Source organism: Jatrophihabitans sp., from assembly GCF_051960575.1.
GTDB lineage: Bacteria > Actinomycetota > Actinomycetes > Mycobacteriales > Jatrophihabitantaceae > JBQCEE01.
In genome coordinates this window covers 1-20,721 of the sequence record NZ_JBQCEE010000070.1, presented here as the reverse complement: position 1 = coordinate 20,721, position 20,721 = coordinate 1, and the positions used below count along the sequence as shown (strand labels likewise).

Sequence of the window (20,721 nt, the reverse complement as noted above, 5' to 3'; positions counted from 1 at the left end):
GCTACTGGTGCGACATTAGGGCCTTTCGGCCGCGCGCGAAAGTCCAGTGAAGAGACGATCACAAGATTCGGGTGCGTCATCCCGCTTCGTGCACAGGGGTCAGAGCCGATCTGACCCATGCATCAGTGCTCCCGGTGCGGTCGCACTACTCGCCACGAGCCGCGGCTGCGTGGTACCCGCGCGTCGTCGCGGTCGGGGGCGCCGAGCGTGCCGATCGCGAGCCCGTCGCGTGCGAACAGGGTGGCGGTGGTCTGCCAGTCGTTGATCCACGTCGCGATGTCGCGTGCCGGCATCGGCCGGGCGAGGTGGTAGCCCTGCACGCAGTCGACGTCGAGGTCGGCCAGCACGCCCAGCGTCTCCTCGTCCTCGGCGCCCTCGGCGACCACCCGCATGTCCAGGGCGTGGCCGAGCTGCACGGTCGAGGCGATGATCATGCGGCTGCGCTCGTCGGTGCCCGCCGCCTGGACGAACGAGCGGTCGATCTTGATCTCCTGCACCGGCAGGTCGCGCAGGTAGGCCAGCGACGAGAAGCCGGTGCCGTAGTCGTCGATCGAGATCTGGATGTCGTGCGAGCGCAGCTGCAGCAGGATCTCGCGGGCGTGGTGCGGGTCGGCGAGGAACGAATCCTCGGTGACCTCGAGGACGACCCGGTCACCGGGCACACCGGCCGTCTGCAGGGACGAGTACAGCCGGGGCAGGAAGGTGTGGCTGAGCAGTTCGGGCGGCGCGCAGTTGATGGCGACGTGCAGGTCGAGGCCCTCGGCGAGCCAGCCCCGCAGGTGCTGCACCGCGGTGGACGCGACGTGCTCGCTGAGCGCCCCCATGAGGCCCGCCCGGCGTGCCGCCGGCAGGAAGGTGGCGGGGCTGCGCATGCCGTCGACCGGGTGCGCCCACCGCACCAGCGCCTCGAGCGAGCGCACCTGCAGCGTCGCGATCTCGATCTGCGGCTGGTACCAGACCTCGATCTGGCCGTCGGCGATCGCACGGCGCAGCTCCTCGGCCAGCTGCAGGCGCGGGCGCGAGAAGTCGTCGAAGGTGCCGTCGTAGAGCATGACGCCCGAGCGCGCCGTCTTGGCCTGGTACATCGCGACGTCGGCGCGGCGCAGGATGTCGCCCTCGGTGGCGTCGAGCTCGTCGCGGACGGCGATGCCGATCGACCCGGACGGCGTGATCTCGATGCCGTCGACGAGCACCGGCTGCTCGAGCTCCTCGAGCACCGCGCGTCCGATCTCGAGCAGTTCGATCTCGTCGGTGCTCGGGACGATGACCGCGAACTCGTCGCCGCCCAGGCGGGCGATCATCGCGTCGTGCCGCGTGCTCTCCATCAGCCGGGCGGCGACGAAGCGCAGCACGGTGTCGCCGGCGTGGTGGCCGAGGGTGTCGTTGACCTCCTTGAAGCCGTCGAGGTCGAGCAGCATGAGGGCGAGCGGGCGCCGGGCGGTGATGTCGGTCAGCAGCCGCTCGCGCACCGCGCGGCGGTTCGGCAGCCGGGTGAGGTCGTCGGTCTGCGACAGCGCGAACGCCTCGGCGGCCCGGTTGGCCTCCCGCATCGCCAGGATCATGCGGGCGCCGGCGGCCAGCAGCGTGAGCACGGCGGGCGGCACGACGTAGTACTCGGCCGCGCGGGCGGGGTGCACGGTCAGCACGACGATGGCCGTGACCGCGGCGACGACGATGTGCCGCACGCCGGTCGGCCTCGGGGGCGACGTGCGCACCAGCCTCGCGGGCCGGCACGCGGCGTCGACGATGAAGGCGAGCGCGACGCCCCAGAGCACGTCGCTGATCGGCCCGAACTTGTAGCGGTCGGCCGCCACCTGCAGCGAGAACGCCGAGTCGGCCGCGGCGAGGGCCACCATGCCGGCGGCCAGTTGCAGGGAGGCGCTGTGGTCGGTGCGCACCCGTGACATCTCCTGCGCGATGACCAGCACCGCGAGGCCGAGATCGAGCAGCGGGTAGAGCAGGCCGAGGAACAGGGGGAGCCCGACCGCGCCGGTCGCGGTCTGGATGGGTGCCGCCACCACGAGCGCGGTCACGCAGGTGATGCCGCCACAGATCACCAGCACCTCGAGCCAGCGCGCCGGCACCCGCTGGCGGCGCCAGTCGACGTCGAGCAGCAGGTACGCCGCGAACCCGGCGTAGGCGGCGAGGAAGAGCAGTTCGCCGGGCGCGGGGAAGGTGCGGAACTCCTTGGTCGAGCTCGACGCCACCGACGCCGACCCGAGCATCCAGAGCACCATCGCCGAGAACAGGGCGACGCGGGCGGGCCGGCGCGTGCGCTCGCTGCGCAGGGCCAGGCCGAGGCGCACCAGCAGCAGCAGGAAGAACGCCGACTGTGCCACCAGCAGCACGCCGGGCACCGTCTGGCCGTTGTCGCCGGGATTGATCGCGCTGACGAGCTCGTTGACGAGCGCCGAGACGGCGATGAGCACCCAGGTGACCAGCCGCAGCACCGACTGCAGCGGCCGCGCGTGCGACGTGGAGGCGCCCCCCGTCGGCTCCACCGCGTCACCTCCGCTCGGACGTGCCGTCGCCACCGACTCGTCCCTGCCCCGATCGGCGGACGATGTCGGATTCTGAGGCATATGGCAAATTTTCTGGATTGCAGTGCGCCCGCCGGAGTCAGTGCAGTGAGCTGATTATTGCCTCGATGTCGCCCGGCGTCGTCAACGGATTCACGAAGCACAGCCGCAGCACCGTGTCGCCGCGGACGACGGTCGGCACGACGAGGGCGGTGCCGGACGCGAGGAGCCGGTCGCTCCACGCCCGGTAGTCGGCGTCGCACCACCCCCGACGGCGCAGCAGCACGACCGAGAGGTGGGGGGTGCCGACGACCTCGACGACCTCGTCCGCGGCGACGCGGTCGACGGTGTGCCGGGCCAGGTCGAGGCAGTGCTCGACGGCGTCGGTGAAGGCGCGGGTGCCGTGCGCGACGAGCGCCGTCCAGAGCGGCAGGCCCCGGGCCCGGCGGCTCAGGTGCACCGCGAAGTCCGACGGGTTGTACGCGCCGTCGAGGTTGATCGCCTCGAGGTAGGGCGCGCGCTGGCGGTGTGCGGCGCTCGCCGTCGAGCCGTCGCGGTAGAGGACTGCCGCGCAGTCGAACGGCGTGAACAGCCACTTGTGGGGGTCGATGGTGACCGAGTCGGCGCGCTCGATGCCGGCGAAGAGCGGCCGGGCCGCCGGCGCGAGCAGGGCCGCGCCCCCGTACGCGGCGTCGACGTGCAGCCAGAGGCCGTCCGCCCGGCAGCGGGCGGCCACCTCGTCCAGGCGGTCGACCGCGCCGGTGTTGGTCGCGCCCGCGGTGGCGACGACGGCGACGATGTTCGCCGCGTCGAGCGGGGCCAGGGCGGCGTCGAGGTCGGCGGCGGTCAGCGGCTCGTCGACCCGGCCGGCCGTCACCAGCTCGCACCCCATCACGGTCGCGGCCGTCCGCACCGAGCTGTGCGCGGTCGCCCCGGCGACGATGACGTCGGCGCGGCTGCGCTCGCCCGACCGCTGCCGGGCCGCCACCAGGGCGCTCAACGTGGCGATGGAACCGCCGCTGACGAAGGTGCCGGACGAGGTCGGGCCGAGCCCGACCAGCTCGCAGAGCCAGGCGACGGCGGCCCGCTCGGCCGCGACGACGGCCCCGGCCTCGAGCTGGCTGCCCGCGAACACCGCGGCGGCGGAGAGTGCGACGTCGGCGAGCACCGCGGCCGTGGCCGGCGCGCCCCCGACGAAGCCCAGGTACCGGGGATGGTCGGTCGGGAAGGCGGTCGGCAGCAGCTGGTCACGGACGATCCGCCAGGCCGCCGGCGTCCCGATGCCCCTGGCGCCGATCGGCGGCAGCGGCGGCGGTTCCGCGCCGGCCGGGTGCGGTGTCCCGCCCCGCTCGTCCAGGCGCGTCTCGACCCAGGCGGCGATGTCCTGCAGGGTGCGGCGGTCGTCGGACGACGGCTGATGCACGTCAACCCCCTCGGACGAAACCGCTGGTGAACCGCCGCGACCGGGTCATGTCGGGCAAGTGCGCACCTTCACTGCAGCAACGACCGTAGAGGGTGCAACCGTGCGAGCGCACGACCACGGACCCTCGGGTCGTTTCCGCCGCGCCGTGTCGGGCATCACACCCGGCACCGCGTGCCGGTCGGTGCCGGGTGACAGTCGATCGTCGGTGACCCGCCTTGTGCGGGACGCGGGCGGAACAGGCGTCGGGCCGCGCCTGTTGGGGACGGCGTGAAACGCATCGGCTTCCTGTCGTTCGGCCACTGGTCCGACTCGCCGTACTCGCGCACGCGCTCGGCGGCCGACGTGCTGCACCAGTCGATCGACCTCGCGGTCGCGGCCGAGGAGCTCGGCGCGGACGGTGCGTACTTCCGGGTGCACCACTTCGCGCGACAGCTCGCCTCGCCGTTCCCGCTGCTCGCGGCCGTCGGCGCCCGTACCAGCCGCATCGAGATCGGCACGGGCGTCATCGACATGCGCTACGAGAACCCGCTCTACATGGCCGAGGACGCCGGTGCCGCCGACCTCATCGCCGGCGGGCGGCTGCAGCTCGGCATCAGCCGCGGTTCACCCGAGCAGGTCATCGAGGGCTACAAGTACTTCGGGTACGTGCCGGCCGAGGGACAGGACCACGCCGACATGGCCCGTGAGCACACGCGGGTCTTCCTCGACGTCGTCGACGGGCACGCCTTCGCCGAGCCGAACCCGCGGCCGATGTTCCCGAACCCGCCGGGGCTGCTGCGCATCGAGCCGTACAGCGAGGGGCTGCGGCGGCGCATCTGGTGGGGTGCCGGCACCCGGGCGACGGCCGAGTGGGCCGCGCGGCGGGGCATGCACCTGATGAGCTCGACGCTCATCAGCGAGGACACGGGCGTGCCGTTCCACGAACTGCAGGCCGAGCAGATCGAGCGGTTCCGGAAGGCCTGGGCCGACGCCGGACACGCCTTCGAGCCGCGGGTGTCGGTCAGCCGCAGCATCTTCCCGCTCGTCACCGACCAGGACCACGCCTTCTTCGGCAACGAGACCCGCTCGCGCGACCAGGTCGGCCAGATCGCCGGCGGCATCGCGCGTTTCGGCAAGACGTATGCGGGCGAGCCGGACGTGCTCATCGAACAGCTCGCCGCCGACGAGGCGATCGCGGCCGCCGACACGCTGCTGCTGACGATCCCGAACCAGCTCGGCGTCGATTATTGCGCGCATGTGCTCGAATCCCTGCTGACACAGGTGGCGCCGGCACTCGGCTGGCGCTGAGCATCCTGCGTCCACGACATGGAAGGTGACCATGACCGACCTGCTGCCGCTCGACCCCGACCAGCTGCTGACCACCACGCGGGCCGTCCGCAAGCGGCTCGACCTCGAGCGGCCGGTGCCGCTCGAGATCGTGCGCGAGGCGATCGAGGTCGCCGTGCAGGCACCGTCGGGCGGCAATAGGCAGGGGTGGCACTGGATCGTCGTCACCGATCCGTCGCTGCGGGCGGTGATCGCGGAGCACTACGGGCGGTCGTACGACACGTACCGTGCCGCCCGCCCCGCCACGGACGACGCGACCGCGCGCATGGCGTCCAGTTCCGACCACCTGCGCACCGTGCTCGCCGACGTGCCGGTGCACGTCATCGCGGCGATCGAGACCGAGCGCGACGAGCTGCCGGCAGGCAATCAGGCGGGTCTGTGGGGTTCGCTGCTGCCCGCCGCCTGGAGCCTGCAACTGGCGTTGCGGGCCCGCGGCCTCGGATCGGCCTGGACGACCCTGCACCTCGCGTACGAGCGGGAGGTCGCCGACGCCCTCGGCATCCCGGCGAACGTGCACCAGGGCGTGCTGCTCCCCGTCGCCTACAGCAAGGGCACCGATTTCAAGTCGGGCCCCCGCGTCGACCTCGACGCGATCATCCACGTCGACCGCTGGTGAGCCGACCCGCCCCGTCCGCCCATCTCGTGACGGAATTCCCGTCACGAGATCCGGGCCGGGGGCCTCGGTCAGGTCAGGTCAGCAGGGACTGCTTGATCTCCTGCTTGAGGATCTTGCCGACCTTCGAGCGGGGGAGGTCGTCCCAGAGCTCGATCTGTTTGGGCGTCTTGACGCCGCCGAGCCGGTCGCGGGCGAAGGCGCGCAGCTCGTCCGGGGTCACGGCGGCGCCGGGGCGCAGCTGGACGACGGCGGTGACCCGCTCGCCCCACTTCTCGTCGGGCAGCCCGAGCACGGCGCAGTCCTGCACGTCGGGGTGCTGCATCAGCGCCTGCTCGACCTCGGTCGAGTACACGTTGAAGCCGCCGGTGATGACCATGTCCTTCGCGCGGTCGACGATGAACAGGTAGCCGTCGTCGTCGAGGTACCCGATGTCGCCGGTGTGGTGCCAGCCGTGCGCGGACGCCTCGGCGGTGGCCTGCGGGTTGCGGTGGTAGCCGCGCATGACGAGCGAGCCGCGCACGACGATCTCGCCGGTCGAGCCGGTCGGCAGCAGCGTGCCGTCAGCCGCCATGATCCCGACCCGGACGAGTGGGGTGGGCCGCCCGGCCGACGACAGCCGCGCCCGCGCCACCGACCCGTCGGGCAGGAAGTGGTCGCGCGAAGCCATCGTCGAGATCATCATCGGCGCCTCGGTCTGCCCGAACAGCTGGGCCATCACCGGCCCGATGCGCGTCAGTGCCTCTTCCAACCGCGTCGCGGACATCGGCGCCGCGCCGTACCAGAAGCACTGCAGCGAGCTGCGGTCGGTCTCGTCCAGCCGCTCGTGCGCGAGCACCATGTAGATCAGCGTCGGCGGCAGGAAGGTGTGCGTGACGCGGTGCGCCTCGAGGTGCTCGAGGAAGTGGCCGACGTCGGGCGCGCGCATGATCACGATCTCGCCGCCGAGCGAGAGCACCGGGAAGCAGAGCACCCCGGCGGCGTGCGTCAGTGGCGCCAGCGCGAGGTACACGGGGCGGCCGTCGAACGGATAGCTGATCAGCGTCGCCGCGGTCATCGCCTCGATGTTGGCGGTGGTGAGCTCGACCCCCTTCGGCCGGCCGGTGGTGCCGCCGGTGCCGACGATCAGCGCCAGGTCGTCGACAGGCGTCTCGTCGACGCCGCCGCGGCCCAGCGCGAGGAACTCGTCCCACGGCAGCGCGCCGTCGGCCGGGCCGTCGAGACAGACCAGGGTCGTCAGCGCCGGCAGCTCGCCGCGGATCGCCGCGACGAGCGGCGCGAACGACGACTGGAAGAGCAGCGCGCTGCAGCCGAACAGGTCGAGCAGTTCGCGGTTCTCGGCCGCCTCGTTGCGCGGGTTGATCGGGCACCAGACGGCGCCCGCGCGGCTGATGCCGAAGACGCAGGTGAACGCCGTCGGGTCGTTCGCCGAAAGGATCGCCACCCGGTCGCCCGGCCGCACGCCGCGGGCGGCCAGCGCGGCAGCGACCGCGTCGCTCGTCGCCCGCACCTCGGCGTACGAGCGCGACACCCCGTCGGTGGTGAGGCACGGGCGGTCGGGGCCGAGGTCGGCGCCCTTGTCGAGGTAGTCGACCAGCCGCATCACATGCCCATGCCGCCGTCGACCGGCAGCCCGACGCCGTTGATGAAGCGGGCGGCGTCCGAGGCGAGGAAGACGACGGCGTCGGCCATGTCGGTGACCTCGCCGAGCCGGCCGGACGGCGTCAGGCCGATGACCGTCGCGACGGCCTCCTCCGGCGAGGGGAACAGCCCGAGCCGCGCCACGTCGTTGGCCAGCCCCGCGCCCATCGCCGTCGGCACGAGCCCGGGGTAGATGCAGTTGACGCGGACGCCGTAGCCGAGCTGCCCCGACTCCATCGCGGCCACGCGGGTGAGCCGGTCGACGCCCGACTTGGTGGCCGAGTAGACGGCGATGCCGGGGAAGGCGATGGTCGCCGCCACCGAGGCGACGTTGATGACGACACCGCCGTTGCCTGCGGCCCCGCCCGGACGCATCGCGCGGAAGGCGTGCTTGATGCCGAGCGCGGTGCCCAGCAGGTTCACGTCCAGCATCGTCCTGGCCTGCGCCGGGTCGAGGTCGACGAGCAGGCTGGTGATCTCGACGCCGGCGTTGTTGACGACGATGTCGAGGCCGCCGAGCCGCGACACGGTGTCGTCGATCGCCTCGCCCCACGCGGCGTCGTCGGTGATGTCGAGCGGGACGAAGATGTGGCCTGCGCCGAGGCTCTCGGCGACCTTCGGGCCGAGGTCGTCCTGGACGTCGGCGACCGCGACGCGCGCGCCGGCGCCCGCGAGCGCCGTGGCCATGGCCTCGCCGAGGCCCTGCGCGCCGCCGGTCACCAGCGCGCGTCGTCCGGTCAGGTCGAGCGAGGTCATGGGCTCCTCCGCGGTCCGGTGGTGGGTGACCGGTGTCACACTTCCACGTCACCGGCTCCGGCGCACCAGGCAGCAGCTGAGGGTGCTGGGCTCACCCGGTCGACGGCGGGTCGAGCACCAGCTCGCCGGTCTCGGCCAGGCGCACCGCGATGTCGCGCAGCTTGCGGTGCGAGCGCTGCGAGGCCCTCACCAGCAGGTCGAAGGCCTGACCGGCGTCGATGCGGTAGCGCTCCATGAGGATGCCCTTGGCCTGCCCGATCTCGTCGCGCGAGGCGAGCGCGATCCGCAGGTTCTCGATCTTCCGGCTGGACGCGAGGGCGATGGCCGCGTGCGCGGCGAGCAGCAGGCCGAAGTCCTCGGCCTCCTCGTCGAAGGCGCGCGGCTGGTCGCCGTACACGTCGAGCGCGCCCATGCTGCTGCCGGCGACGAAGAGCTGGAAGGACAGCGCCGAGTGGATGCCGTGCTGCACGGCGGCCTCCGCCCACCGCGGCCAGCGCCGGTCGCTGCGCAGGTCGTCGGCCCGCAGCGTGACCTCCTGGCGCGACGTGTCGACGCAGGGCCCCTGCCGGGTGCGGGCCTGGGCCTCGCCGACCGCGCGGGCACGGTCGTCGCTGTGGGCCGGAGAACTGAGCCGGCCGTGCTCGAGCAACGTGATCGCCGACCCCGTCGCGCCGTCGACCTGGTCGACGACGGCCCGCACGATCCGCCGCATCACCGCCGGCGGCGAGCCCTCCGCGTCGAGGTCGCGGGCCAGTTCGGTGAGGTCGCGCGCGGCGCCCGGGCGGGGCGGATGCCCGTCGCTCGTCTGCGCGCGATCGGTGCTGCTCTCCTGTCGTGTCGCCTGGTCGCTGTTGGCCATGCCCTCCACTACCCGCGCGGCGCCGGTGTCGCACGCGGGCGACCTCGATCCGGCCCGGGGACGACGGGTCGCTGCGCCGACTGGCACGCTCGGGGCATGACCACGCTCCCCAAGGACGATCTCCAGCGCGCGCTCGCGGTGGCGCGTGACGCCGTAGTCTGGAAGCTCGAGGGGTTGGGCGAGTACGACGTGCGGCGCCCGGTGACGCCGACGGGCACCAACCTGCTCGGGCTGGTCAAGCACCTCGCCAACGTCGAGGTGGGGTACTTCGGGCCGCCGTTCGGCCGTCCGTTCGGCGAGCCGACCACCTGGGACGACCCCGGCGCCGCACTCGACGACGACCTCTGGGCGCGGGCCGACGAGACCCGCGACGACATCGTCGGCCTGTACCGCCGCGCCTGCGCCCACACGGACGCGACCGTCGCCGCCCTGCCGCTGGAGGCCGAGGCGGAGATCCCGTGGTGGCCGTCCGACCGGCGCCGCACCACCCTGCACCGGCTGCTCGTGCACGTGATCGCCGAGACGAACCGGCACGCGGGGCACGCCGACATCGTGCGCGAGACGATCGACGGCGCGGCCGGCCTGCGTGCGGGCAATCCGAACCTGACCCACGACGACCCGGCCGCGTGGCAGCAGTACGTCGCCACCGTCGAACGCGCCGCCCGCGACGCCGCCGGACGCGTGTGATGGGCCGGCCGCGCCGGCTCGCCCGCCGCATCGACCTCTGGGACGTCAAGGTCAGCCGGGCCGTCGCGCGCCACGACTCCCCGGCCGCGATGGACGTCGCCATCCCACTGCTGACGCGGTGCGCCGACAAGAGCGTGCTGTGGGCGACCGCGTCGGCCGGCCTGCTCGCGTCCGGGAGGCCGACGCTGCGGCGCGCCGCCGTGCGCGGGCTGGCGTCGATCGCGGTCACCAGCCTGGTCGCCAACCAGGGCGGCAAGCGGCTGCTGCGCCGCCAGCGGCCGAGTCTCGTCGAGTTCCCCATGCGCCGCATCGCCCACCGCGTGCCGGCGTCGAGCTCGTTCCCGTCCGGGCACTCCGCCTCGGCGGCGGCGTTCGCCGTGGCCGTCGCGGTCGAGCAGCCGTGGCTCGCGGTGCCGGTCGGCGCGGTCGCGGCCGCAGTCGCGTTCTCGCGGGTCTACACCGGCGTGCACTACCCGAGCGACTTGCTCGCGGGCGTCGCGCTCGGCGCCGGCATCGCGACCCTCGGCGCCGTCGCCGTGCCCGCCCACCACCACGAGGTGCGCCGCGCCGGCGGCGAGCCCACCGCCGCGCAGCCGTCGCGGCCCACCGGCCGTGGCGTCGTGGCGGTCGTCAACCCGCTCTCGGGGCCGGGCCGGTCGGACACGCTGCCCGACGAGATCCGCGCCCTGCTGCCCGACGCCGAGGTCGTCGAGCTCGGCGAGGACGTCGACATCGCGGCGATCATGGACGATGCAGCGGGCCGGGCCGAGGTGCTCGCGGTGGCCGGCGGCGACGGCACCGTGAACTGCGCCGCGCAGGCCGCGATGCGGCACGACCGACCGCTGCTCGTGCTGCCTGCCGGCACGTTCAACCACTTCGCCAAGGACCTCGACCTCACCGAGCTGACCGCCGCGCAGGAGGCCCTGGCCCAGGGCCGGGCGGTCCGGGTCGACGTCGGCACGGTCGACGACCACGTCTTCCTCAACACCGCCAGCCTCGGGCACTACCCGGAGTTCGTCGCCGCGCGCGAGCGGTGGGAGGACCGCCTCGGCAAGCCGCTCGCTGCCGTCGTCGCCCTCGCCACGGTCGCGCGGCGTTGCCCGCCGCTCGAGGTCGAGGTCGACGGCGTGCGCCGCCGGCTGCTCGTGCTCTTCGTCGGCAGCAACGCCTACACCCCGAAGGGCTTCATGCCGCGCGGTCGTCGCGCGCTCGACACCGGCGTGCTCGACGTGCGGCTGCTCGACGAGCGGCACGGCGGGTCACCGACGGCCGTGCTGGCCGGTGCCCTCGGCCTCGACCTGCGGCGGCGATCGGGCTACCACGAGTCGCGTGCCCCGCAGCTCACGGTGCGGGTGGTCGACGAGCCGACGCGCCTGGCCTGCGACGGCGAGGTGTTCGACGCGCCGGCGACGGTGCGCTTCGCCATGCGTCGCGCTGCACTGACGGTCTACCGGGGCATACCCGGGTCGTGAGACGCCTGTCCGCTCCGGGCCGCCCGGCGGTCGTGCTGGCACTCGCGTGGGTGGCCGTCGTCGCCCTCGGCTGTGCCGTCGGCGCGACGCTGCCGGACAGCGGCGTGCCGCACGTCGACCGACCGATCATCGCCACGCTGGCCGGGCACCGTGCGGGCGCGCTCACGAGCCTGATGCGCGCGGTGACCACCGTCGGCGCGCCGGGCTGGGTGCTGACGGCATCGACGGCCGTGGCGGTGCTGCTGGTGCTGCGCCGCCGCGTGCGCGACGCGGTCGTGCTCGTGCTCGCCGTCTGGGGCGCCGACGCGGCCGAGCAGGTGGTGAAGGCGGTCGTCCGGCGCACCCGGCCACCGGCCGGCCTGCGTGTGCCGCACATCAGCGCCCGCGGCCTGTCCTTCCCGTCGGGGCACGCCACCATCGCCGCGGCCGGGCTGGGCATGCTGGCGGTCGTGGCCGCCGCGGCCGTCGCCCGGCCTGTCCTCCGGGCCCTCGTCCTCGGGCTCGGCGTGCTCGCCGTGGCCGCGGTCGGCGTCTCGCGCCTATATCTCGGCGTGCACTGGCCGACCGACGTGCTCGGGGGATGGGTGCTCGCCGTGGGGTGGTCGGCGGTCGTCGTCCACACCCTCGTCCGACCTCGTCGCGGTGACGTGTCAACAAGCCCCCGAGTATGATCGGCCGATGACGTCCACGACCCGATGGCTGACCGACCGCGAACAGGCGGCCTGGCGGGCGTTCCTGGACATGCACGCCCGGCTCAACGCGCAGCTCAACCGCGAACTGCAGGCCGACGCCGGGCTGTCGCTCGCCGACTTCGCCGTCATGGCCCACCTCAGCGACCACGGCTGCACGATGCGGGTGCTCGAACTGGCGCGCTCGCTCGGCTGGGAGAAGAGCCGGCTGTCGCACCAGCTCAGCCGCATGCAGCAGCGCGGGCTCATCCAGCGCGCCGACTGCGCCAGCGACCGCCGCGGCGCCTTCATCGAGCTCACCGACGAGGGCCGACGCACGATCGAGGCCGCGGCGCCCCCGCACGTCGAGGCGGTGCGGCGCTACCTGTTCGACCACCTCACGCCCGAGCAGGTCGACGCGCTGACCGCGATCAGCACCGGGGTGATCGCCCGGCTCGACGACGCGTGCGCCTCGTCATGCCCCGGCGCCGACGACCCGTGCAGCGAGGCCGACGACCTCTAGGTCCCGTATAGGGTTCGCCTGTCGGCGGCGGTCGCCGGCGACGCGAGGAGGCGATGGTGGAGCGCGAGCCCGGCCGGCGCGCGCCGCTCGCCGTCACGATCCTGCTGGTCGAGGACGACGAGGGCGACGCCATCCTCGTGCGTGCCTGCCTCGACGAGGTCGGCATCCCGCCGGGCGCGATCACCTGGACGCGGTCGCTGGCCGAGGCCGGCGAGCACCTCGGGTCGGCGCCGGACTGCATCCTGCTCGACCTGGGCCTGCCGGACGCGATCGGGCTCGACGCCGTGCGCGAGATGGTCGCGGCGGCACCCGAGGCCTCGGTCATCGTCCTGACCGGGCGGCTCGAGAGCGGCGGCACCGAGGCGCTCGCCGTCGGCGCCCAGGACTATCTCGTCAAGGACACCCTGAGCGGCGAACTGCTCGAGCGCTCGATCCGCTACGCCGTCGAACGGCGAAGGGTCATGTCGGCCCGGTTGCAGCTCGAGGCGGCGCACGTGCGCGCGGCGGAGCAGTCGCGCCTCGAGCGCGGGCTGCTGCCCTCGCCGCTGCTGCGCACCTCACCACCCCGGGCCCACACCTACTACCAACCCGGACGCGACAACGCCGTGCTCGGCGGCGACTTCTACGACATCGTCGAACTCGCCGACGGCACCCTGCGGGCGATCATCGGCGACGTCATGGGGCACGGCCCGGACGAAGCGGCGTTGGGCGTGCACCTGCGCGTCGCATGGCGCACCCTCGTGCTCGGCGGCGTGCCCGACGACCAGGTCTTCGCGACGCTGGCCCAGCTGCTGCGGGCCGAGACCGGCAGTGCACCGCTGCGCTTCGTCACGGCGTGCGACGTGACGATCGGGGTCGAGCACCGCATCGACATCCGCACCGCCGGTCACCCCGCGCCGATCCTCTGCCGCGGCGCCGACGCGCGGCACCTCGAGATCGTCAGCGGGCCGCCGCTGGGCGTCGAACTGCCGACCCTGCCGCCGGTCGGCCGCCGGTGGCCGCGCGTCGAGCACCGGGGCGCACCGGGCGACACCCTGCTGCTGTACACCGACGGCCTGCTCGACGCGCATGCCACGGCCGGTGCGGGCCTCGGCGACGACGCGCTCATCATACGGCTCACCCGCCACCAGGCGACCGGCGAACCGCTGCGCGCCTGGCTGCCCGCGCTGGCGCGGGCCGCGCCGCTCGAGTCGGAGGACGACGTCGCGCTGGTGGCCCTGGAACTCGGTGGCCCGGACGGCCCGGCCGTCGAGGCCGGATGAGCACGGACGCACCCGAACCGGCCGCCGACGGGCCGAGCGCCCGTCCCGTCTGGACGCTGCGCCGTCGCCTCCGCCGCACCTTCCTCGTCTCGGGCACCGCGATCGCCGTCGTGACGGTGCTCGCCGTGCTGTCCCTGGCCCGGCTCTCGGCCGCCGGGGACGACGTCATCAGCCGGCGGCAGCCGGCGGCGCTCGCGGCGCAGCGGGTGCTGAGTGCCGTGCGCGCGGAGGCGACGACCCTGCGCGACTACGCGAGCAGCGGGGTGCACGCCTACCTCGAGGCCTACGACACGCTGGTCGCCGAGCGGGCGAAGGAGATCGGCACGGTCGCCCGGCTCAGCTCCGGTGACCCGGCCGCCCTGGGCGCGGTCCGGCGCCTGCAGGACGCCCTGACGGCGTGGAACGCCGACGTGGTGCGACCGGTCGTCAGCGCCCGCGAGGGCGCCGCCACCGACCAGAGCGCGCGGCTCGACGAGCCCGCCGCGCGGGTTGCGTTCGCACGGGCGCGCGGCGCGGCCGAGCAGTTGCTGTCGACGCTCGAGCAGCGGGTCACCGCCGGGCGGGCGGCACGCGTGGTCGACCGCCGCCTGCTGTGGGCGGTGCTGGGCACCGGCCTCGCGATCGTCGTGGCGTCCGGCATCGTGCTGTGGCGGGGCTTCCAGCGCTGGGTGATCGGCCCGGTCGAGCGGCTCGGCGCGCAGACCCGCATCGTCGCGGCCGGGGCCACTCGCCGGGTGATCACCCCGGACGGCCCGCAGGAGCTGGCGATGCTCGGCGCCGACGTCGAGGCGGTGCGCCGCCAGATCGCCGAGCAGCTCGGACACGCCGAGCGGATCCAGGACGAACTCACCCGGCGCGGCAGCGAGCTCGCCCGCTCGAACGCCGACCTACAGCAGTTCGCCTACGTGGCCTCGCACGACCTGTCCGAACCGCTGCGCAAGGTGGCCAACTTCTGCCAGCTGCTCGAGCGGCAGTACGGCCCGCAGCTGGACGACCGGGCCCGCCAGTACATCGACTTCGCCGTCGACGGCGCGCGGCGCATGCAGACGCTCATCGCCGACCTGCTCGCCCTGTCCCGGGTCGGCCGCACCACCGAGGCGTTCGTGCCGGTCGACCTGCACGAGGTGCTCGGCCGGGCCGTCGCCACGCTGAGCCTGCGCATCGGTGAGGCCCGCGCGTCCGTCGAGTACGGGCGGCTGCCGATCGTGCCCGGTGACCCGACGCTGCTGCAGTCGCTGTTCGAGAACCTCGTCGGCAACGCCATCAAGTACCGCCGGCCCGACGTCGCGCCGCGCGTCGTCATCGGCGCCGAGCACGACTCGTCCGAAGCGGTGTGGCAGTGCTCGGTGACCGACAACGGCATCGGCATCGAGCCGCAGTACGGCGACCGCATCTTCCAGGTGTTCCAGCGGCTGCACCTGCGCGACGAGTACGCGGGCACCGGCATCGGCCTGGCGCTGTGCCGCCGCATCGTTGAGTTCCACGGCGGGCGGATCTGGCTCGACACGGAGCCGACGCACGACGGTGCTACCTTCCGCTTCACGCTTCCGGAAGGGCACTCCGCATGATCAAGGGCGCTGCATGATCGAGGGCGCTGCATGACGCAGGCCGCGGGCAGGGATCGGCAGCTTACGATCCTGCTGGTCGAGGACGACCCGGGCGACGTCGTGATCGCCGAGGAGGCGCTGCGGGCCGGTCGCCTGGCGTCCGAGCTCACCGTCGCGCGCGACGGGGTCGACGCCCTGGCCCGGCTCGGCACCGATCCTGCGCCGGATCTCATCCTGCTCGACCTCAACCTGCCGAGGCTGTCCGGGCACGAGGTGCTCGCGGAGGTCAAGCGCGACCCGCGGCTGCGACGCATCCCCGTGGTCGTGCTGAGCACGTCGGCGGTGCCCGAGGACGTGCAGCGCACCTACGACCTCGGCGGCAGCGCGCACGTCGTCAAGCCGGTCGACTTCGACGAGTTCGCCCGCCTGGTGCGCCGGATCGAGGACTTCTTCTCGACCGTCGCCGAGCGTCCTGGAAAACCATCGGCGTAACGAAGGGGTAAGTCGGGCATAACGCTCCCGTCATCGAAGACGGGAGCAGGTCATGACGGCGACGGTCGAATCGCAGGCGAAACCCACCCGCAGCCTGGTGCCGGCGCGGATGGACCGCCTGCCGTGGACGAAGTTCCACTGGCTCGTGGTGGTGGGCCTGGGGGTCTCGTGGATCCTCGACGGCCTCGAGATCCAGCTGGTGTCGCTGGTCTCGCCGATCCTGCAGAAGCCCGAGACGCTCGGGCTGTCGTCCGGGCAGGCCGGCTTCCTCGGCTCGGGCTACCTCATCGGCGAGGTCGTCGGCGCGCTGTTCTTCGGCCGGCTCACCGACAAGCTGGGCCGCAAGAAGCTGTTCATCGTCACTTTGGCGATCTACCTGCTCGGGAGCGGTCTCGGCGGCTTCGCCTGGGACTACTGGTCGTTGCTGTTCTGCCGCTTCATCGCCGGGCTCGGCATCGGCGGTGAGTACACCGCGATCAACTCGGCCATCGACGAGCTCATCCCGTCGCACTACCGCGGCCGCATCGACATCGCCGTCAACGGCACCTATTGGGGCGGCGCGGCCATCGGCTCGGCCATCGGCCTGTGGCTGTTCAACAGCGACAACGTGTCGGCGAACTGGTCGTGGCGGCTGTGCTTCTTCATCGGCCCGATCCTCGGCCTCATCATCATCTTCCTGCGCCGCACGATTCCCGAGAGCCCGCGCTGGATGATGACCCACGGCCATGCGCAGGAGGCCGAACGGATCGTCGACGAGATCGAGGAACGGGTGCGGCACGAAGGTGTCGAGCTCAAGCCGGTGGACGACAGCAAGGCGCTCGAGGTCACCGAGACACCACATCTCGGGATCGTCGAGCTGACCCGGATCTTCTTCGGGCAGTACCCGAAGCGCTCGATCTACGGCTTCACCATGATGGTGACGCAGGCCTTCCTCTACAACGCGATCTTCTTCAGCTACGCGCTCGTGCTGAGTCACTTCTACGGCGTCTCGGACGGCAACCTGCCGTACTACTTCTTCCCGTTCGCCATCGGCAACCTGCTCGGCCCGCTGCTGCTCGGCCCGCTGTTCGACACCATCGGACGCCGCAAGATGATCCTGTCGACCTACGGCCTGTCGGCGATCCTGCTGATGATCTCGGCGATCATGTTCAACAACGGGGCACTGACGGCGACGACGCAGACGATCTTCTGGTGCGTGATCTTCTTCTTCGCCTCGGCCGGTGCCTCGTCGGCCTACCTGACCGTGAGCGAGATCTTCCCGCTCGAGCTGCGCGGGCAGGCGATCTCGTACTTCTTCGCCCTCTCGCAGGGCGCCGGCGGCGTCGTCGCACCGTGGCTGTTCGGCCATCTCATCGGCGGCGCGAACAACAAGCACCCGCACACCGGACCGCTCACCATCGGCTACTTCATCGGTGCCGGGATCATGCTCATCGGCGGCCTGGTCGCCTGGTTCATCGGCGTGAACTCCGAACGGCAGTCGCTCGAGGACATCGCCAACCCGCTGTCGGTCGTGAAGCGTCCCGAGGGTGGCATCAGCGGCGCGGCCTCTGAGGCGGTGGCGTCATGACGGTCACCCCGATCAACCCCGACTGGCACGGTGCGGACGCGACCAAGGGGCCCGTGGTCATCGGCGTCAGCCCGTCGACCGGGTCTCCACGGGCGTTGCGGTGGGCGGCCGACTACGCCCGCACCCACGGGCTGCCGCTGCGGGCGATCATGGCCTGGCGGCCGCCGCGAGCCCCGGCCGCACCTGGCGGGCGACCGCCGGTCGGGGCGGCCGCGATCGCCTCGACCGACTACGCGGCGGAGGCGCAGGACCAGCTGCAGGGCTTCGTCGAGGCGGCCCTGCACGACGAGGCCGAGGTCGAGTGCCGGGCGGTGAAGGGCTCGGCGGTCACGGCCCTGCTGGCCGCGTCGACGGACGCCGAGCTGATGGTGCTCGGTGAGGTGCAGGCGGGCGCGGCCGGCTCCGTCCGCACGGGGCTCGTCGCGCCCAAGATCGTCCTCCGGGCGGCCTGCCCGGTGGTCGTCATGCCGCGTCCATGACTTCTCGTTGAACTCTTGTCGATTCCGCGTTTGGACGCCCCGCTTCGGGGGAAAGGTGCCCGCATGACGATTGCCGGTATGCGCGTGGGGTCCATGTCCGTGGACGGCACCCCGATCTCCTCCGCCGACCTCGCCCGCATCGAGGCGGAGGAACGACTGCACGTCGAGATGCAGATCAAGACCGTCCGCGTCATCGCGGGTGCGTCGCGCGATGCCGCCGAGTGCCGCTCGATCCTGGACATGCTGGGCATCGACAGCGCCACCGTCCTCGCCGCTCGCGGCACGGGACACGACGCGCCGACGCCCGACCCGGCGCCGCGTCGCGGCAAGCGCCGCGTGGCCGCCGCCTGACGCCGCCTGACACCGTTCCGCGACCCGGGCCACGCCGTCCCGACCTCGTCCGGCGGTGATGCCTCGCGCTTCGTAGGGTGACCGCCGTGGGGCAGTCGCACACCGTCAGCACGGTGCAGGCCGGACAGCACCGGCTGGCCTACCGCGAGGTCGGCGACGCCGACGCCCCCGTCGTCGTTCTGCTGCACGGCCTCGCATCGGACTCGCAGACCTGGGACCGGTCGCTCGACCTGCTCGCCGCGCGCGGCCTGCGCGCCATCGCCGTCGACCTCGTCGGGCACGGCGAGTCGGAGAAGCCGGCCACGGTGCAGTACCTGCTCGAGGACTTCGCCGACTCGCTGTGCTGCTTCCTCGATGCGCTGGGCATCCGGCGCGTGGCGCTCTGCGGCCACTCGTTCGGCGGCGCCGTGGCCGTCGCCTTCGCCGAGCGGCACCGCGACCGCATCGGCCACCTCGTGCTGGTGTCGGCCGGCGGGCTCGGTCGCGAGGTGCACCCCGTGCTGCGCGCCGCGGCGCTCCCGGTGGCGCCGGCGCTGCTGCGGTTGGCCACCGGCCCGCGGATGCGACGCCTTTACGCCCATCCGCGGCTCCACCGCCTGCTCGGCCTCACGCCGGACAACGTGACCAACCTGCGCCGGGCCGGGCACGCCCTCGAGACCCGGGCCGGGCAGGCCGCCTTCTTCGCGTCCCTGCGCGGGGTGATCGAGCCCCGCGGGCAGCGCGGGTCGTTCCTCGACACGGGCAGCATCCCGCTCGACCTGCCGGTGCTGATCATCGGCAGCACGACCGACAGCGTCATCCCGGTCGCGCACGCCCGCGCCGCCCATGCGGCGTTGCCGAACAGCGAGCTGGTGATCTTCGAGCAGGGGCGGCACGAGCCGCACCGCAGCAACGCGCCGGAGTTCGCCGCCGCGGTCGCGTCGTTCCTCGCCGCCCACCCGGCACGGGAGCGTCCGTGATCACGCACCCAGGCACACCCTGGTGTGCCTCGGTGCGTGATCATCGGATCGGCGCTGGCGGAGGATAGGGGATTTGAACCCCTGAGGGTGTTAACCCAACACGATTTCCAATCGTGCGCACTAGGCCACTATGCGAATCCTCCGTGGGACAGCGTAGTGGGCGCCCGGGCGTCGGCTCGCGGGCCGGTCGTCCGCGGCGGTCCGTACACTGGGCGCGACCCCCCGTGCGGCGTGCATCCCTCGAACCTCCCCAGGGCCGGAAGGCAGCAAGGATAAGTGGGCTCTGACGGGTGCGCGGGGGGTCCCTGTTCGTCTTCGTCCGCACGGTCGAAGTTGTCAGTACCGCCGAATAAGGTCGCCACGTGGCAACGCACCTCGCCCTGTACCGCAAGTACCGCTCGGCCACCTTCGCCGAGGTCATCGGGCAGGAGCACGTCACCGATCCGCTGCGGGCCGCGCTCGACGCGGGCCGCATCAACCACGCCTACCTGTTCAGCGGTCCCCGGGGCTGCGGCAAGACGTCGAGCGCCCGCATCCTCGCCCGCAGCCTGAACTGCGCCAAGGGGCCGACGTCCGAGCCCTGCGGCGTCTGCGACTCGTGCGTCGAGCTGGCGCCGAACGGCCCGGGCTCGATCGACGTCATCGAGATCGACGCGGCCAGTCACAACGGCGTCGAGGACGCCCGTGAGCTGCGCGAGCGCGCGTTCTTCGCGCCCGTCCGTGACCGCTACAAGGTCTACATCATCGACGAGGCGCACATGGTGACCACGGCGGCGTTCAACGCGCTGCTGAAGCTGGTGGAGGAGCCGCCGGACTTCCTGGTCTTCATCTTCGCCACCACCGAGCCGGACAAGGTGCTCACGACGATCCGGTCGCGCACGCACCACTACCCGTTCCGGCTCATCCCGCCGAACGCGCTGCGCGCCCACCTCGAGCGCATCGTCGCGAGCGAGGGCATCACCGTCGAGCCGGCCGTGCTGCCGCTGGTCGTGCGGGCGGGCGGGGGGTCGGCGCGCGACTCACTGTCGATCCTCGACCAGCTGCTCGCCGGCGCCGGCCCGGAGGGCGTCACCTACGCGCGCGCCGTCGCGCTGCTCGGCGTCACCGACGAGGCGCTGCTGGACGACATGGTCGACGCGCTCGCTGCCGGCGACGCCGCCGCGGTGTACGGAACCGTCGATCGCATCGTCGAAGCCGGCCACGACCCGCGCCGCTTCTCCCTCGACCTGCTCGACCGGTTCCGCGACCTGATCCTGCTCGACGCCGTCCCGGACGCGGCCGAGCGCGGCTTGATCGACCCGCCGCAGGATCAACTGGGCCGGATGGTCGACCAGGCCAACCGCCTCGGCATCGCGACGCTCACCCGCTGCGCCGAGATCGTGCACACGGCGTTGATCGAGATGCGCGGCACCACGTCGCCTCGGCTCGTCCTCGAGTTGCTGTGCGCCCGGATGCTGCTTCCGGATGCCAGCGTCGATGCCGCCGCGCTGTTGCAGCGCATCGAGCGCGTCGAGCGCCGGTTGACCGTCGGTGCTGCGCAGCCCGCCGCGTCCAAGACCGAGGCTCAGCCGACGCCG

The 20,721-nt window shown here is 72.8% G+C and carries 19 protein-coding genes, 1 tRNA gene and 1 other RNA gene; 15 read left to right on the top strand and 6 right to left on the bottom strand.

What is annotated here, in order from left to right:
* Nucleotides 1-122: 122 nt before the first annotated feature.
* Nucleotides 123-2,501 (bottom strand): putative bifunctional diguanylate cyclase/phosphodiesterase, encoded by a 2,379-nt coding sequence (locus tag ACTHMS_RS03515; RefSeq protein WP_440305290.1) that lies wholly within the window; start codon nucleotides 2,499-2,501, stop codon nucleotides 123-125.
* A gap of 118 nt (nucleotides 2,502-2,619) precedes the next feature.
* On the bottom strand, nucleotides 2,620-3,942 hold the full coding sequence (locus tag ACTHMS_RS03510; RefSeq protein WP_440305289.1) for a pyridoxal phosphate-dependent decarboxylase family protein: 1,323 nt from the start codon (nucleotides 3,940-3,942) through the stop codon (nucleotides 2,620-2,622).
* Nucleotides 3,943-4,209: 267 nt separating this feature from the next.
* On the opposite strand from ACTHMS_RS03510, the gene ACTHMS_RS03505 reads away from it, so the two are divergent.
* Entirely contained in the window at nucleotides 4,210-5,229 is a 1,020-nt protein-coding gene (locus ACTHMS_RS03505) for an LLM class flavin-dependent oxidoreductase (RefSeq protein ID WP_440305288.1), read from the top strand.
* A gap of 31 nt (nucleotides 5,230-5,260) precedes the next feature.
* Nucleotides 5,261-5,884 (top strand): nitroreductase family protein, encoded by a 624-nt coding sequence (locus tag ACTHMS_RS03500; RefSeq protein ID WP_440305287.1) that lies wholly within the window; start codon nucleotides 5,261-5,263, stop codon nucleotides 5,882-5,884.
* Between the two features lie 73 nt (nucleotides 5,885-5,957).
* On the opposite strand, the gene ACTHMS_RS03495 is transcribed toward ACTHMS_RS03500, so the two are convergent.
* The 3 genes from ACTHMS_RS03495 to ACTHMS_RS03485 form a co-directional block, all read right to left on the bottom strand.
* A complete protein-coding gene (locus tag ACTHMS_RS03495) occupies nucleotides 5,958-7,484 on the bottom strand; it encodes an acyl-CoA synthetase (RefSeq protein ID WP_440305286.1) in 1,527 nt (508 codons plus the stop codon).
* Nucleotides 7,484-8,278, bottom strand: coding sequence for an SDR family NAD(P)-dependent oxidoreductase (locus ACTHMS_RS03490; RefSeq protein ID WP_440305285.1), 795 nt, complete (start codon nucleotides 8,276-8,278; stop codon nucleotides 7,484-7,486). The genes ACTHMS_RS03495 and ACTHMS_RS03490 overlap by 1 nt, the downstream gene beginning before the upstream one ends.
* Before the next feature lie 91 nt (nucleotides 8,279-8,369).
* On the bottom strand, nucleotides 8,370-9,137 hold the full coding sequence (locus ACTHMS_RS03485) for a GAF and ANTAR domain-containing protein (protein WP_440305284.1): 768 nt from the start codon (nucleotides 9,135-9,137) through the stop codon (nucleotides 8,370-8,372).
* Nucleotides 9,138-9,233: 96 nt separating this feature from the next.
* On the opposite strand from ACTHMS_RS03485, the gene ACTHMS_RS03480 reads away from it, so the two are divergent.
* From ACTHMS_RS03480 to ACTHMS_RS03430, 11 genes are all read left to right on the top strand, one after another.
* Nucleotides 9,234-9,824: a DinB family protein gene (locus ACTHMS_RS03480; RefSeq protein WP_440305283.1), complete on the top strand. Its 591-nt coding sequence runs from the start codon at nucleotides 9,234-9,236 to the stop codon at nucleotides 9,822-9,824.
* Nucleotides 9,824-11,296, top strand: a complete 1,473-nt coding sequence (locus ACTHMS_RS03475) for a bifunctional phosphatase PAP2/diacylglycerol kinase family protein (RefSeq protein WP_440305282.1) — start codon at nucleotides 9,824-9,826, stop codon at nucleotides 11,294-11,296. The genes ACTHMS_RS03480 and ACTHMS_RS03475 overlap by 1 nt, the downstream gene beginning before the upstream one ends.
* The gene (locus ACTHMS_RS03470; protein ID WP_440305281.1) at nucleotides 11,293-11,967 is read left to right on the top strand and encodes a phosphatase PAP2 family protein; all 675 of its coding nucleotides are present in this window, start codon (nucleotides 11,293-11,295) and stop codon (nucleotides 11,965-11,967) included. Before ACTHMS_RS03475 ends, ACTHMS_RS03470 begins: the two co-directional genes overlap by 4 nt.
* A gap of 7 nt (nucleotides 11,968-11,974) precedes the next feature.
* On the top strand, nucleotides 11,975-12,487 hold the full coding sequence (locus tag ACTHMS_RS03465; protein WP_440305280.1) for a MarR family winged helix-turn-helix transcriptional regulator: 513 nt from the start codon (nucleotides 11,975-11,977) through the stop codon (nucleotides 12,485-12,487).
* A 53-nt stretch (nucleotides 12,488-12,540) separates the two neighbouring features.
* Nucleotides 12,541-13,749 (top strand): PP2C family protein-serine/threonine phosphatase, encoded by a 1,209-nt coding sequence (locus tag ACTHMS_RS03460; protein ID WP_440305279.1) that lies wholly within the window; start codon nucleotides 12,541-12,543, stop codon nucleotides 13,747-13,749.
* Entirely contained in the window at nucleotides 13,746-15,317 is a 1,572-nt protein-coding gene (locus tag ACTHMS_RS03455) for a sensor histidine kinase (protein WP_440305278.1), read from the top strand. Before ACTHMS_RS03460 ends, ACTHMS_RS03455 begins: the two co-directional genes overlap by 4 nt.
* 30 nt (nucleotides 15,318-15,347) lie before the next feature.
* Nucleotides 15,348-15,788, top strand: a complete 441-nt coding sequence (locus ACTHMS_RS03450) for a response regulator (RefSeq protein WP_440305277.1) — start codon at nucleotides 15,348-15,350, stop codon at nucleotides 15,786-15,788.
* 52 nt (nucleotides 15,789-15,840) lie between these two features.
* On the top strand, nucleotides 15,841-17,355 hold the full coding sequence (locus tag ACTHMS_RS03445; RefSeq protein ID WP_440305276.1) for an MFS transporter: 1,515 nt from the start codon (nucleotides 15,841-15,843) through the stop codon (nucleotides 17,353-17,355).
* Nucleotides 17,352-17,834, top strand: coding sequence for a universal stress protein (locus tag ACTHMS_RS03440; protein ID WP_440305275.1), 483 nt, complete (start codon nucleotides 17,352-17,354; stop codon nucleotides 17,832-17,834). The genes ACTHMS_RS03445 and ACTHMS_RS03440 overlap by 4 nt, the downstream gene beginning before the upstream one ends.
* A gap of 63 nt (nucleotides 17,835-17,897) precedes the next feature.
* Complete coding sequence (locus ACTHMS_RS03435; protein ID WP_440305274.1) at nucleotides 17,898-18,185, top strand: hypothetical protein; 288 nt, start codon at nucleotides 17,898-17,900, stop codon at nucleotides 18,183-18,185.
* 86 nt (nucleotides 18,186-18,271) lie between these two features.
* Nucleotides 18,272-19,144, top strand: coding sequence for an alpha/beta fold hydrolase (locus tag ACTHMS_RS03430; RefSeq protein WP_440305273.1), 873 nt, complete (start codon nucleotides 18,272-18,274; stop codon nucleotides 19,142-19,144).
* 55 nt (nucleotides 19,145-19,199) lie between these two features.
* On the opposite strand, the gene ACTHMS_RS03425 is transcribed toward ACTHMS_RS03430, so the two are convergent.
* Nucleotides 19,200-19,287 (bottom strand) — tRNA-Ser (locus ACTHMS_RS03425).
* Between the two features lie 70 nt (nucleotides 19,288-19,357).
* Between ACTHMS_RS03425 and ffs the strand changes: the two genes are divergently transcribed.
* Nucleotides 19,358-19,454: signal recognition particle sRNA small type (ffs, locus tag ACTHMS_RS03420), an RNA gene on the top strand.
* Nucleotides 19,455-19,506: 52 nt separating this feature from the next.
* The coding region (locus ACTHMS_RS03415; protein WP_440305272.1) for a DNA polymerase III subunit gamma and tau at nucleotides 19,507-20,721 on the top strand (1,215 nt) is incomplete at its 3' end.